The following is a 14,135-nucleotide window of genomic DNA, read 5'->3' on the forward strand; positions in this document are numbered from 1 at the left end:
CAAGACATCCCCGTCTGACGCGCAAACGCAGGTACCGCGATCGCCGGTCTGGTGCATATTGTCATTAGACATACGAGTACCCAGACGATCTGAGTGAGGCCAGTCGAATGCCGTTGCATTGAACCCTCCTTGACTCGCGATATCTTCGGATTTCCTGCACTATAAGCGCCAGCGGTTTCTTAAGCGTTAATCTAAATCAACGTTTTCGATCTGGGCGCGTTGATTTTCTATCGAATCCCTATGGGCTACAAGATTTCGTCGCGGGTCAGTCCCACATTGATGAGTCGATCCTGCGCCGGAACTCGCGTGGCGAGCGGTACGGCAGCGCACTAACGGTTAGCCGCTTAGCGCGCACAACCACACCAGAATGCGACCGCTTCGAACTCGGCGATCGATAAAAAAATGGCGCCGCGAACCTTAAGTCCGCGGCGCCATAGCGCAGCGCTTCCCGCATTACGGCCCAACCAACGTACCGTAACGCGCCATCAAACTTACATCTGCACTGTGTCGGCGACTTCCTTGAAGTCTTCGATTTGGTCGAAGTTCATGTACTTGTAGATCTTGTCGCCGTCGGTGGCGAGCACGCCCATGTCGGCCATGTACTCTTCCCTGCTCGGAATCTTGCCCAGACGCGAGCAGATCGCCGCCAGTTCCGCCGAGCCGAGATACACGTTCGTGTTCTTGCCCAGACGGTTCGGGAAGTTGCGGGTCGACGTCGACATGACCGTTGCACCTTCGCGCACCTGTGCCTGGTTACCCATGCACAGCGAACAGCCCGGCATTTCCGTACGCGCACCCGCCGTACCGAACACGCCGTAGTGACCTTCTTCGGTCAACTGCTTCTGGTCCATCTTCGTCGGCGGCGCCACCCACAGCTTGACCGGAATGTCGCGCTTGCCTTCGAGCAGCTTCGATGCCGCACGGAAGTGACCGATGTTGGTCATGCACGACCCGATGAACACTTCGTCGATCTTCGCGCCGGCCACGTCCGACAGGGTCTTCACGTCGTCCGGATCATTCGGGCAGGCCACGATCGGTTCGTGGATGTCGGCCAGATCGATCTCGATGACCGCGGCGTACTCGGCATCCGCGTCCGGCGACAGCAGTTGCGGATCGGCCAGCCACTGCTCCATGGCCGCGATGCGGCGTTGCAGGCTGCGCGGATCCTGGTAGCCCTGCGCAATCATCCACTTCAGCAGCGTGACGTTGCTGTTGAGGTATTCGATGATCGGTTCCTTGTTCAGGTGCACCGTGCAACCGGCGGCCGAACGTTCGGCGGAGGCATCTGAGAGTTCGAACGCTTGCTCGACCTTCAGATCGGGCAGGCCTTCGATTTCGAGCACGCGGCCGGAGAAGATGTTCTTCTTGCCCTGCTTGGCGACCGTCAGCATGCCTTGCTTGATGGCGTACAGCGGAATCGCGTTAACGAGATCGCGCAGCGTGACGCCCGGCTGCATCTTGCCCTTGAAGCGCACGAGCACCGATTCCGGCATGTCCAGCGGCATCGTGCCGGTGGCCGCGGCGAAGGCGACCAAACCCGAGCCTGCCGGGAAGCTGATGCCGATCGGGAAGCGCGTATGCGAGTCGCCGCCGGTACCGACGGTGTCCGGCAGCAGCATGCGGTTGAGCCACGAGTGAATCACGCCGTCGCCCGGACGCAGCGCAATGCCGCCGCGCGTGCTGATGAAGTTCGGCAGGGTCTGGTGCGTCTTGACGTCCACCGGCTTCGGATAGGCGGCGGTGTGGCAGAACGATTGCATGACGAGATCGGCCGAGAAGCCGAGGCAGGCCAGATCCTTGAGTTCGTCACGGGTCATCGGACCGGTGGTGTCCTGCGAGCCGACCGAGGTCATCTTCGGTTCGCAGTACGTGCCCGGGCGGATCCCCTGGCCTTCGGGCAGACCGCAGGCGCGGCCGACCATCTTTTGCGCCAGCGAGAAGCCGCGGCCGTTGTCGACCGGTTGCTGCGGCAGACGGAACAGGGTCGACGCGGGCAGGCCCAGCGCTTCGCGCGCCTTGGCCGTGAGGCCGCGGCCGATGATCAGCGGAATACGGCCGCCGGCACGCACTTCGTCGAACAGCACGTCGGACTTGACCTGGAACTCGGCGATCACTTCGCCGTTCTTGAGGGCCTTGCCTTCGTACGGGCGCAGTTCGACCACATCGCCCATTTCCATCTTCGACACGTCGAGTTCGATCGGCAGCGCGCCGGCGTCTTCCATCGTGTTGTAGAAGATCGGGGCGATCTTGCTGCCCAGACACACGCCGCCGAAGCGCTTGTTCGGGATGAAGGGGATGTCTTCGCCCGTGAACCACAGCACCGAGTTGGTGGCCGACTTGCGCGAGGAGCCGGTGCCGACCACGTCACCCACATAGGCGACGAGATGGCCCTTTTCCTTGAGCGACTCGATGAACTTGATCGGGCCGCGCTTGCCGTCTTCTTCCGGGGTGATGCCGGGGCGCGCGTTCTTGAGCATCGCCAGCGCGTGCATCGGAATATCCGGGCGGGTGGTGGCGTCCGGTGCCGGCGACAGGTCGTCGGTGTTGGTTTCGCCCGTCACCTTGAATACGGTGATGGTCAGGCTCTGCGGCACTTCCGGACGGCTCGTGAACCATTCGGCGTCGGCCCAGCTTTGCAGCACCGCGCGGGCGTTGGCGTTGCCCTTGTCGGCCAATTCCTTGACATCGTGGAACTGATCGAACATCAGGAGCGTTTTCTTGAGGGCGTCGGCAGCCACGGTGCCGACTTCGGCGTCGGACAGCAGCTCGATGAGCGGCTGGATGTTGTAGCCGCCCAGCATGGTGCCGAGCAGTTCGGTCGCACGGGCGCGCGAGATGAGCGAGCAGGCGGTCTCACCCTTGGCGACGGCGGCGAGAAAACCGGCCTTCACGCGCGCGGCTTCGTCCACCCCGGCGGGCACGCGGTTCGTGATGAGGTCGAGCAGCGTTTCCGCTTCACCCGCCGGCGGATTGGTCAGCAGCTCGACCAGTTCAGCGGTCTGCTGTGCCGTCAGCGGCAGGGGCGGAATACCAAGCGCGGCGCGGGCGGCCACGTGAACACGATAGTTTTCGAGCATGAGAAGACCTGCTGGCAATTCGTTTCGGGGGGAGGGGTTCAGCCCTCCGAGGTGTTATCCAAGACTGCGTTTCCCGTGATTTTAGTCCTTATGCCGGATAAGATCAAACGTCTTATGTCTTATGTCTTATATAAGACGTTCCTGTGCTGCGTAAGCGAGCGTTTCAGTAGCAGCAGAGGGACAGGCGAAGACCTCCCCCGCCCCCGCCGCTTTCTTTGTCACCTTTTCGCCGTGGCGCGCGTCTAATAGGCGAACACGAACATCATCGTCAACCGCGTTCCCAACGGAGTCTGCCTATGCCACCGGCCATTGATGCCCGAACGGACGCCGATCTGCTCGCAAGCGCTCGCGCCGGCGACGCCACCGCCTTCGAAGCCATCATGCGGCGCAACAACCGCTTGTTGTTTCGCACGGCGCGTGGCGTGGTGTCGAACGATGATGAAGCCCGGGACGTCGTGCAGGAAGCTTACTTGCATGCCTTCACCCGCCTCGAGTCGTTTCGCGGTGAGGCCGCATTGAGCACCTGGTTGGCGCGTATCACGATCAACGTCGCCCTGACGGCGCAACGCAAGCAAGGCCGGATGGCTCGGAGGGAACTGGCGCTCGACTACGACGATCCGCCCGGCGACGATTCACAGGAGAACAGCATGGCTTTGCGCACCTCCAGCGGGGACTCGCCCGACGTCATGGCCGAGCGAAGCCAAGTGCGCGACATCCTGCAGGCGGCGGTCGAAAATCTGCCCGCGATTTACCGGTGCGTGTTCATCCTGCGAGCGGTCGAGGACATGAGCGTCGCCGAAACGGCCTACTGCCTGGATGTCAGCGTCGACGTCGTGAAGACACGGTTTCTCCGGGCTCGCACGATGCTGCGTCAGTCACTGGCCGAACAAGTGAAACCCTACCTGCAAAGTACTTTCAGTTTCGCAGGGGCGGATTGTGACGCGGTGGTTCATCACGTTCTCGGCGCTCTCCGCCTGCGCGGAATGGTCCGATCGCACTGACCGGGTTCGCTGGGGACTTTTCTGGGAGTAGGACACGGAGGTTCCATATCATGAAGATTGCAAGCATTCTCTTATCCGGCATGCTCGCCTGTGCGGCGCAAGCTGCCATGGCGCAGGGGGCCGCACCGAACGACGCCCAGATCGCATCCATCGTCGTCACGGCGAATCAGGTCGATATCGACGCCGGCAAACTCGCCGAGTCCAAGGCGGCAAGCAAAGACGTGAAAGCGTTCGCCAAGCGGATGGTCGTCGACCATACCGGCGTGAACCAGTCGGCCGTTGCCCTGGTCGAGAAGCTGAAAGTCACGCCTGAAGACAACCCCACCAGTCAAAGCCTGAAGACCGGCGGCGACACGAACATCCAGTCGCTGAAGGCACTCAAGGGGGCGAAATTCGATCACGCGTATATCGACCACGAAGTTGCCTATCACGAGGCGGTGATCGACGTGATGGACAAAACCCTCATTCCGAGCGCCAAGAACGACGAGTTGAAGGCGCTGTTGGTCAAGGTGCGGCCGGCCTTCGTCGCGCATTTGGACCACGCGAAACATATCCAAAGCGAACTGGCCAGCAAGTCCTATTACTAGACCATGCGACGACCATCGATCGCGTTGCTGATGGCATTGAGCCTGGGGATGGCGGTGGGCTCGGCGCAGACCGTTTGCGCCGAGCCGGCGGTCCACACGGTCACGATAGACAGCATGCAATACTCACCGCCGACTCTGACCGTCAAGGTGGGCGAGACGGTCGTGTGGGTCAACCGCGACCCTTTCCCCCATACGGTGACCGCGCAAACCGGGGACTTCGACTCTAAGGGCATCGCGCCCGGTGAGTCATGGCAGTTCAAGCCGACGAAGAAGGGAAACTTTCCCTACTTCTGTCGATTTCACCCAACGATGAAGGGCACGTTGCGGGTCGAGTAGGGGCCGTTGCCGGTCGATTACCGTCGCGCGGATCTTCTGCCGGACGACGCCAGTGAGAACGGCCTCGCCTCGGCCCCGTGCTGCGCCGCCGCCTGGCGAGCGGTGACGTCGGAAAAGGCGGCCGATGCGCCGATTACTCGAATACGACGAGGGTCTCGGGCGACGGTGGGAGGGGCGCGACACTTATCTTTGAAAAGCCGGCTTCGCGGCCCATCTCCTCGAGCTCACGCGCGGTGTATGCATCGCCTCGCGGCGTCGATCCGAGCATCATGAAGGAGAATGCCGCGGCGAAGGGCGGCGAGACGCGATCGTCGTCAGGCACGAACTCCACCGCGAGCACTCGCCCTCCGGCCCTGAGGCTCTTGCGCACTTTCGAGAGCAGTCCCACGCAGGTGGGCGGATCGAAGTGGTGCAGGAAATTCGAGATCAGAACAAGATCGAAGTCCGTTCCCCATTCCACGTCAAACGCGCTGCCCTCGATTGTCTGATAGCGCGCGCTTACACCGGCCGCGACAGCGTTCTCTTTCGCGACCTCCAATACCGCCTGCCAGTCGGTTGCCACAACGTCCGCCGCGGGAAAGGCGCGAGCGATCGCAATGCCAAAGACCCCATGCCCGGCGGCAATGTCGAGCACGCGCTTCGGTGCTTCCGGCCATGTGCCGACGTGCTCGGCCACCGCCCGCGCGGTTGGCGCCACAAAGGGCACCATTGCGCGCGCGAATTTCACCCAGACGGGGTTGTCAGGGGACATGTTGCCCAGCCCTACGGAGCCGCCGTTTCGAACGAACGCAACCGGATCCTCCAGCCACAGCGCCGTCATTTCGGGGGCCGCGAGAAAATCAGTAACGCTTCCCATCCAAGCCGGCGATGAAGTCGTAAGGAACGCTGCAGTCGACGGCGTCAACAGATACCGCCCCATCTGCTTCTGCAGCAGCCCCAGCACGGTCAGGTAATCGCACAAAATGCGAACGCCGCGCTCGGAGGCCTGCACGCGTTTCGCTATCGGCTCAAGTTCGCCTTTTTCATGCTCGATCGCGGTGAACAGATCGAGCGCGATGGCGGCTTTCAATGCAGCGGTCTTCTGATATCCGAGTAAGGCATCTACGAAGGCTTGCGGAGAGATGTCGTCCATGACCAAAGTCCTTTCGCGAAATACCGCTGCAAGCGGCCTTGCCGATGAGGACGGGCGGTCATACCCACAGGGCGACGGGCAGACGGCTCCGGGAATCTGTTCGAGTATAGGAAATTCGCTGCCAGGTACCAGCGTTTTAATTCCACGCGCGTCGACGAAACGCCAGCGCTGACCACAATGCGCGGCACGCAACGCCCGCTTATGTCGTCGTGCCGTCGCCCCGACGCGAGACCTCTCGAATCTCGACCCCGTCACGCACAATCGTTCCGTCGTGTTCCAGTTGTGCCAACGTTCGATAGAGGGTTTCATGGGCGATGCCGAGCGTGGAGGCCCACTGCATGAGCGTTCCGGGTGGTTTGAACCGTCCCTGGTCGTCGCACTCCAGCCGCAGGCAATGCAGCACACGCTCGCGAGGCGAGCGCAGTGTCAGACGTTCCGCGCGGGCACGGGTGCGCACGAGTTGCCGCGACAGCAGCCGGATCCAATCGATGGCAAACCCGGCATCACGCTGCAGACACGACAGCAGGGTCTTCGCTGGAAAGGCCAGCAATTCGCTCGCACTGCCGCTAAACGCGTCACAGTGATAGTGAGAACTGAAGAGGCTCGCCTCGGCCAGGAAATCGCCAGGCCCACCGGTTTGCAACGTGATGGATTCGCCGTGCGCTTCGTCACGTCGCAACAGCACCTGCCCCGTTTGAATCAGATACACCGACTCGACGCGCTGTCCGCGCTTGAACACATAAGTGTTCGCTTCGTACCGGCACAACCGGGCCGATTCGCGCAGTGCGTCCGGCCACGTTGGTGCACACGACACCGATCCGGGGGTGAGGGCGTCTGAGAGGTCGGCCATGCGTGTCCCGGTGGGTATGCGCGACTTACTTCGACATCGAAGCGTTCATCTGATGGTGGTGCATCATGCCGGGATCGTGTCCCGCCATGGCGTCATGACCATGATCGGACAACTGTGCGTCGAACCATGCATGCAGCGCGTCGACCACGCGCGGCTCGGTCGCGCGATAGACGATTTCACCGCCGTTCGGCAAGTCGCGATAGCTGACCTTCAGTTCGCCCGGCGGGGCGTTCTGCAACACCTGTAGACCTGGCATGTCGTTGCCGTGAATCGTCTCGGGCGCCCCGAAGTTGCCCGCCGCGAATTGGCGCGCGATGACGGTCATATGCTCGCGGATCAGCGCGACCTGCTTCGGGTCGCGATGCTTTGTGACAACCTGCTGGACGCCTCCCGTGGTCGTTTTCGTAAAGACATGGGTCGTCGCGGCCAAGGAGAACGGCATCACCTCCGCCCCGTGCTGCGCCACCGTCGCCTGGCGCGCCGTGAGGTCGGCGAAGGCGGTCGACGAGAAAACGACGCCACCGAACAGGGCGGCGGTCGCGGCCCCAACTAACAACACTGAAGGGCGTTTCATGGATCACTCCAATCGAAAGTGCATTTGAAGTCTACCGGCGGCAAGCCACGCTGACTATGACTGAAATCATACGCTGCGCCTTACCGCTCGACTCGGTCAATACTGTGCGACGCCCCGGAAATATCGTCGCATTGTCATGATTGGGTGCGAGCCCGTTCCACCAGATGTTCGACCATTCGCTGCGCCGCGGGCGGTAACGTCTGGAAGCGCCGTCGCACTGACGTTGATGCTCCCCCGATGATGGCCTGGCAATCAGGCGTACGATTCCCATTGCGTCCCGGTCGCCCGACGGGGACCGGGCAGGCCCATCGCGCAGGCGATGGGTTACCGAGAGGACTACGTCTATGGGTACGCCTTCCCAGGTCACGTCATCTGCCGTCCATCACGAAGCGGATGACCCGCTGCCGCCCACCGACCCCGCGAAAGGGCTGACCGCCCACGCGGCGCGGGATCGGCTGCAACGGTTCGGCGCCAATGTCATCGAGGATGTGCAACTCCCCGCCTGGCGTCAGTTCGCAGGCAAATTCTGGGGGCCGGTGCCGTGGATGCTGGAAGCGGTCGTTGTGCTTCAAGTGGCGCTGGGCAGACCTCAGGAGGCCCTCGTCATCCTGTTTCTGTTGGCTTTCAATGCGGCAGTCGCATTTGTCCAGGAACGTCGCGCCAAGGACGCGCTGGCACTGCTGCGTCGCCAGTTGCAAGTCAGTGCGCGCGTGATGCGCGACGCGCAATGGATGCGGCTATCGGCCACCCAACTCGTGCCGGGAGATGTCGTCCACGTGCGCGCCGGCGACATCGTGCCCGCCGACCTCAAGTTGTTCGACGGCGACGTATCGCTCGATCAATCGGCGCTCACGGGCGAGTCGCTGGCCGTTGGCGCCGGTCCGGGGCAGCCGGCCTACACCGGGTCGATCGTGCGTCAGGGGGAAGGCAGTGGCGAGGTCACTGCCACCGGGGCGCGCACTTACTTCGGCCGGACTGCTGAACTGGTGCGCACCTCGAATGCACCGAGTCACATGCAGCGCACCATTTTCGCGATCGTCAAACGCCTCGTCGCGTTCGACGCCGTGCTGGTCGTTCTGGTGATTCTCTACGCTGTGACGCACGGACTTCCCATGACGGAGACGGCGATCTTCGCGCTGCTGCTGCTCGTGGCGTCCGTGCCGGTCGCGCTCCCGGCCACCTACACGTTGGCCACCGCGATGGCGAGTGCCGCGTTGGCCAAGCAAGGCGTGCTGGTCACGAGACTGCCGGCGGTTGAAGAGGCCGCGGCGATGGACACGTTGCTCTCCGATAAGACCGGCACGTTGACGAAGAACGAGTTGTCGGTCGCGAAAGTGACCGCCTTCGAGGGTTTCGATGACATGGCCGTGCTGCGCGCGGCCTCGCTGGCGAGCGACGATGCTTCGCAAGACCCCCTGGACCTCGCTATTCTTGCGGCCCATCGTGGCCAACGCGGTGCGCAGGTGCTCCCTGTGCGCAAAGCCTTCCGTCCTTTCGATCCCGCGACGCGCTTCAGCGAGGGCGTCTATCTCGTCGATGGCACCGAATGGTATGCGCTGAAGGGCGCAACCCGTGCCGTGCTGGCACAGTGCGGCGCGTCGCCCACGCAACCCGATGCGATTGCCGAAGCGGAACGGCTGTTGGAGGGCGCCGGCGCGCGCGTGCTGGCTGTTGCGCAAGGGGGCGCGGGCGCTATCCGGATGGTGGGCCTCGTAGCGTTGTCGGACCCGCCCAGAGAAGATGCCCACGATCTCATCGTCAAGCTGGGCAACCTGGGTGTGCGGGTGTGCATGGCCACAGGTGACGCGCTGGAAACGGCGAAGGCCATCGGACAACGGCTTGGCCTTGGTGCGCGCGTATGCTCCGCGCATGCCGACGATCTGCGTCACCCCGAGCAATGCGACATCTTTGCGCGCGTGTTGCCTGAAGAGAAGCATGCCATCGTTGCCGCGCTGCAAGCGGCGGGACACGTGACCGGCATGACCGGGGATGGCGTGAACGATGCCCCCGCGTTGCGTCAGGCGGAACTCGGCATCGCCGTCGCCAGCGCGACCGACGTGGCCAAGGCGGCGGCAGGCGTCGTGCTGACCGATCCAGGTCTCGAGGGCGTATTGTCGGTGGTCGCGGCGGGACGGGAAGTGCATCGCCGCATGCTGACGTACATCCTTAACAAAGTCGTCAAGACGCTGGAAATCGTCGTGTTCCTGACGCTCGGTCTGTGGTTCACGCACGGCTTCGTGATCTCGTCGCCGTTGATCGTGCTGTTGCTGTTTGCGAATGACTTTGTCACGATGAGTATCGCCGCCGACAGGACGCTGCCGGCAAGCCGACCGCAGCGCTGGCAAGTAGGACAACTCATCAGTGCGGCCGCTGTTCTGGCGGCGGTGTCGCTCGCGTTCTCGCTGTCGCTCTATGCGACGACGCGCAGCCGGCTCGGCTTGGATCCTGCGCAGATGCAGACGCTGGTATTTCTCCTGTTGGTCTTTACGACGCAGGCCAACGTCTATGTGCTGCGCACCGACGGGCGAATCGGATCGTTGGCGCCCAGCCGGGTCCTCGTGGTGGCGAGCGTGAGCGCCGTGTCCATCGTCAGTGGCATGGCCGCGAGCGGAACGTTGATGGCGGCTGTGCCGATAACGCTCATCGGCATGCTCCTGGTCGCCGTGACCGTGTTCGCATTCGTTCTGGATGCGATCAAAGGCGTTGTGTTCAGGCACAGCCGTCTCGTCGAGCGGTAGCGAAATCGTCGTTTCGTACACTGAACTTCACTCACGCGCGTGTGATGAATGACCGAGGGGCAACGCGTGATCGCGCTAAGGGTTCGCTAAGGCAGCGCGCCTACGATCAATGTGAAGGTTGCGCGATGGCCGAGTCATCGCCCCTTCACACTCATCGTCACCCTTAGGAGTTCGATCATGAAGACCTCATATGTTGCTGCGCTCGTTGCCGTGGCGGGATTGCTTGGTGCAGTACAAATCAACGCGCAAGCGGCACAAAGCCAATCCGTGATGTCCAGCGGTGCTCCGTCCTCGTCACTCACACGTGCGCAGGTGTACGCGCAACTCGTAAGCGCGGAAAAGCACGGACTGATGCAGCAAGGCGACACCGTCTATCCTGAGACCGCGATGCTCCATCGTCCTCAAATGCACGTCACGCGGCTTGCCGTCGAGCAAAGCCTGAGCCGGGCCGAGCAACACGGCTTGCTCACGCAGTCACGTAACGCCTATCCCGTGGTTCACCTGACGGCCCGCACACACACGGCGTGGACACCGAAGATGCAGGTCGCGAGTGAGACGTCGATCGAGCGTCAGTATGCGCATCCGTAATCGCCATGCGCCGTCAGACCGTTCGACATTGACGATTCGGTCACGAAATGCGCACTTGCTAAGTCTTCGCTAAGTGTCGCGCCCCAGAATTCTGATCCATGGGGCACGGCGCTTGGCGACCGTGTCAGCCGGATTACGTTTTCAATCAGTGGCGAAGAGGCTTCGATGAAACAAACCATTACCCGTTACGATGCGGCATCCCGCTATCTGCACTGGCTTACTGCAGCCTTGTTGGCTGCGCAATTCGTTGTCGCCTTGACGATGCCCGATATCACGCGCAACACGCCCGCCATCGGACTTGTCGCGTGGCATCTCTCGCTGGGCGTCACGATTCTGGGACTCACCGCGATTCGACTGGTGTGGTCGCGCTGTCGCAGCACGCCGACGAAAGACAAGAAGTCGATCTTGCACATGTTCGCGTCGGTTGCGCACAAGGGCTTGTATGCGCTGTTGGTGGTCGTGCCCGTCCTGGGCTGGATCAACGCGTCGGCGCGGGGCTACGGACTGAAGTTGCTGGGCGTGGTGCCGTTGCCCGCGTTGTCGACGCAGGGATCGTCTTTCGGCCACTCGATGGGCGACGTGCACTCGTTCCTTGCCTACGTGTTGCTTGGCGCGATCGGGATGCATATCTGTGCCGCGCTTTACCATCACTGGGTGCTGCGTGACGGCACCTTGCACAAGATGCTTCCCGTGCAGAACCAGCCGGAACCCAGCACGACCCGCTAACGGCCGGTTTGTCGCGCGACGCTGTCTGATCGCCGTCGCGCGACACGAATTTCCGCAGCAAACACATTCGCCCGCCCACCGTTCCCGGTGGTTGCGGGCGAATTCGTTTGTCGATACAAGCGGGCCTTCATGCGCCGCCACCATCACCGCCCCGAAACCGCGCAGATAACGACAGTTTCTAATGCGTGGCTAAGAGTGGGGGCATAGGCTTCGGTTTGCGCAATTTCCCGCGCCATTTTCGTAGCACGCTCATTTCAAGGAAGACGCCGCATGGAGCGCCTGAATGACACGTTGTTTCTCATGCTCAATGCATCGGCGTTACCCACGCCCCCGGTATTCGGCATGGCGGTTTTCTTTGCGCAGTACTTGATTCTGACGGTGCCTGTGGCAATGGGGCTGTTGTGGCTGCGCGCCGACGAGGCGCAGCGCCGGTCGCTGATTGCCGCCGCCATGGCCGGCGCCATCGGCCTCGCTGTCAATCAGGCGATTGGCTGGGTGTGGCAACATCCGCGCCCGTTTATCGTTGGCATCGGACACACCTATCTGGCGCACGCGGCAGACAGTTCATTTCCGAGCGATCACCTCACGCTGATCTGGTCCGTCGCCTGCGCGCTCCTGCTGGACAATCGAACCCGAACGGCGGGCATTGCCGTCGCACTGCTCGGCCTCCCTGTGGCCTGGGCACGCATCTTCCTCGGCGTGCATTACCCGATGGATATGGCGGGATCGGCAGTTGTTGCAGGCATTTCCGCTTGGCTTGCCACGCGGCAAATGCGCTGGCTTCGAACAGCCGCCTACCGTCTGGCCATGGCGATTCACCGGAAGCTTTTCGCACGTTTGATCGAACGTGGATGGGTTCGGGCATGAGCCACATGCCGTGTGACGGACTAAGGGTGAGCTAAGCGTCTTGTTGGACACTTCACATGTTATCTAATGAACCCGGAGGCAAGCATGAATCGTATCAATGCATCTAGCCCGGCATGGTTAAACAAAGTGCCTGAAGTGACCTTGACGTTCTGGCTCATCAAGATGATGTCAACGACGGTCGGAGAGACGGCGGCCGACTTCTTGAACGTCAATCTCGGGTTCGGATTGACCGGTACGTCTGCCGTGATGGGCTTGCTTCTGGCGATCTTCCTGGGACTGCAAATCAATGCGCGCCGATACATCCCATGGCGCTATTGGAGCACCGTCGTATTTGTCAGTGTTTTCGGAACGCTCGTCACCGACAACTTGAGCGACAACCTTGGCGTACCGCTTGCCGTGTCGACGCTTGCGTTTTCGGCCGCGTTGCTCACGACATTCGGGATTTGGTATGCGAAGGAGCGGACCTTGTCGATTCATTCGATCGACACGATGAAACGTGAGCTTTTCTATTGGACCGCGATTTTGCTCACCTTCGCACTGGGCACGGCAGCGGGCGACTGGGTGGCCGAAGGTCTCAATCTTGGGTACGCGAATTCCGCTTTGATGTTCGGTGCGCTGATCGGCCTGGCTGCCATTGCGAGATTTGTGTTCCAGCGCAACGCTGTCACCACGTTCTGGATCGCCTATATCCTGACTCGCCCGTTCGGCGCCTCGTGTGGTGATCTTCTGTCGCAACCCATTTCCAATGGTGGTCTGGGCCTGGGTGTTGTCGGCACGAGTGCCGTATTCGTTACGGCAATCATAGCGCTGGTCCTGTATCTCTCCATTGCCGAGCGCAATGCAGCGCGTCAGCAAGTCTGAATTCTCTAGGACACTTCCAACCGTGAATACAACCGTACAAAAAACACTTAGCAAGGTCCCCGAGGTCACCCTCTTGTTCTGGGTGATCAAGATCGCCGCCACGACCCTGGGCGAGACCGGAGGCGATGCCGTCTCGATGTCGATGAATCTCGGCTACCTTGTCGGCACCGCGATCTTCGCGGTGGTGTTCGCCATTGCCGTCTCGGCGCAGATTCGTGCCAAGGCATTTTCGCCCGCGTTGTACTGGGTGACGATCATTGCCACGACGACGGTCGGCACCACACTCGCGGACTTCGCCGATCGGTCGCTTGGCATCGGCTACGCCGGAGGCTCGTCGATCCTGCTCGCCTTGCTGCTTGGCTCTCTGTGGCTCTGGTACCGAACGATGGGCTCCGTGTCCGTGCATTCGATCCACTCGCCCAAGGCCGAAGCGTTTTATTGGGTTACGATCATGTTTTCCCAGACGCTGGGCACCGCATTGGGTGACTGGACTGCGGACACCGCGGGGCTCGGCTATACGGGCGCGGCCGTGGTGTTCGGCGCGCTCCTGTTGATTCTCGTCGGTGCGTATTTGTGGACACGCACGTCGCGCACGTTCCTGTTTTGGGCAGCGTTCATCCTGACGCGTCCGCTGGGTGCCGTTGTCGGCGATTTTCTGGACAAGCCGGTCAGCGCCGGTGGGCTTGCCCTGAGCCGGTACTCGGCGTCGTTTGCCCTGCTTGCATTTATTCTGACGAGTCTGCTCTTGTTCCGGCAACGCGCCGCGGCGAAAGCGCATTGATCCGTCGCTAGAAAGGA

General features: G+C 61.9%; 13 protein-coding genes. 9 read left to right on the plus strand and 4 right to left on the minus strand.

Annotated features, from left to right (window positions below):
• Positions 1-491 precede the first annotated feature (491 nt).
• The gene (gene acnB / locus OYT13_RS00155) at positions 492-3,077 is read right to left on the minus strand and encodes a bifunctional aconitate hydratase 2/2-methylisocitrate dehydratase (protein WP_261939459.1); all 2,586 of its coding nucleotides are present in this window, start codon (positions 3,075-3,077) and stop codon (positions 492-494) included.
• A gap of 296 nt (positions 3,078-3,373) precedes the next feature.
• Here acnB and OYT13_RS00160 point away from each other — a divergent pair, with 296 nt between their 5' ends.
• From OYT13_RS00160 to OYT13_RS00170, 3 genes are read left to right on the plus strand one after another with little or no spacing between them, the layout of a single operon-like run.
• On the plus strand, positions 3,374-4,078 hold the full coding sequence (locus tag OYT13_RS00160) for an RNA polymerase sigma factor (protein ID WP_017231458.1): 705 nt from the start codon (positions 3,374-3,376) through the stop codon (positions 4,076-4,078).
• A 50-nt stretch (positions 4,079-4,128) separates the two neighbouring features.
• Complete coding sequence (locus tag OYT13_RS00165; RefSeq protein ID WP_017231459.1) at positions 4,129-4,665, plus strand: DUF4142 domain-containing protein; 537 nt, start codon at positions 4,129-4,131, stop codon at positions 4,663-4,665.
• A 30-nt stretch (positions 4,666-4,695) separates the two neighbouring features.
• Positions 4,696-5,001, plus strand: coding sequence for a cupredoxin domain-containing protein (locus tag OYT13_RS00170; RefSeq protein ID WP_017231460.1), 306 nt, complete (start codon positions 4,696-4,698; stop codon positions 4,999-5,001).
• 133 nt (positions 5,002-5,134) lie between these two features.
• Here OYT13_RS00170 and OYT13_RS00175 read toward each other — a convergent pair whose 3' ends face one another.
• The 3 genes from OYT13_RS00175 to OYT13_RS00185 form a co-directional block, all read right to left on the minus strand.
• Positions 5,135-6,133, minus strand: coding sequence for a methyltransferase (locus tag OYT13_RS00175; protein WP_261939458.1), 999 nt, complete (start codon positions 6,131-6,133; stop codon positions 5,135-5,137).
• Positions 6,134-6,332: 199 nt separating this feature from the next.
• Positions 6,333-6,983 carry a Crp/Fnr family transcriptional regulator gene (locus OYT13_RS00180; RefSeq protein ID WP_268567102.1) on the minus strand — a complete coding sequence of 217 codons (651 nt, stop codon included), beginning with the start codon at positions 6,981-6,983 and terminating at the stop codon, positions 6,333-6,335.
• 25 nt (positions 6,984-7,008) lie between these two features.
• A complete protein-coding gene (locus tag OYT13_RS00185; RefSeq protein WP_268567103.1) occupies positions 7,009-7,557 on the minus strand; it encodes an aspartate carbamoyltransferase in 549 nt (182 codons plus the stop codon).
• Between the two features lie 344 nt (positions 7,558-7,901).
• Between OYT13_RS00185 and OYT13_RS00190 the strand changes: the two genes are divergently transcribed.
• The 6 genes from OYT13_RS00190 to OYT13_RS00215 all read left to right on the plus strand — a co-directional run bounded on the left by OYT13_RS00190 (position 7,902) and on the right by OYT13_RS00215 (position 14,118).
• On the plus strand, positions 7,902-10,295 hold the full coding sequence (locus tag OYT13_RS00190) for a plasma-membrane proton-efflux P-type ATPase (RefSeq protein WP_268567104.1): 2,394 nt from the start codon (positions 7,902-7,904) through the stop codon (positions 10,293-10,295).
• 177 nt (positions 10,296-10,472) lie between these two features.
• Positions 10,473-10,883 carry a DUF4148 domain-containing protein gene (locus OYT13_RS00195; protein ID WP_261939454.1) on the plus strand — a complete coding sequence of 137 codons (411 nt, stop codon included), beginning with the start codon at positions 10,473-10,475 and terminating at the stop codon, positions 10,881-10,883.
• 165 nt (positions 10,884-11,048) lie between these two features.
• Positions 11,049-11,609: a cytochrome b gene (locus tag OYT13_RS00200; protein WP_150553183.1), complete on the plus strand. Its 561-nt coding sequence runs from the start codon at positions 11,049-11,051 to the stop codon at positions 11,607-11,609.
• A 270-nt stretch (positions 11,610-11,879) separates the two neighbouring features.
• Positions 11,880-12,476, plus strand: a complete 597-nt coding sequence (locus OYT13_RS00205) for an undecaprenyl-diphosphatase (RefSeq protein WP_261939453.1) — start codon at positions 11,880-11,882, stop codon at positions 12,474-12,476.
• A gap of 84 nt (positions 12,477-12,560) precedes the next feature.
• Positions 12,561-13,337 (plus strand): COG4705 family protein, encoded by a 777-nt coding sequence (locus tag OYT13_RS00210; RefSeq protein ID WP_039829616.1) that lies wholly within the window; start codon positions 12,561-12,563, stop codon positions 13,335-13,337.
• 22 nt (positions 13,338-13,359) lie between these two features.
• Positions 13,360-14,118: a COG4705 family protein gene (locus tag OYT13_RS00215; protein ID WP_026131502.1), complete on the plus strand. Its 759-nt coding sequence runs from the start codon at positions 13,360-13,362 to the stop codon at positions 14,116-14,118.
• Positions 14,119-14,135: the final 17 nt, after the last annotated feature.

Origin of the sequence: Pandoraea sp. XJJ-1 (assembly GCF_026802345.1) — a bacterium.
Taxonomy (GTDB): domain Bacteria; phylum Pseudomonadota; class Gammaproteobacteria; order Burkholderiales; family Burkholderiaceae; genus Pandoraea; species Pandoraea cepalis.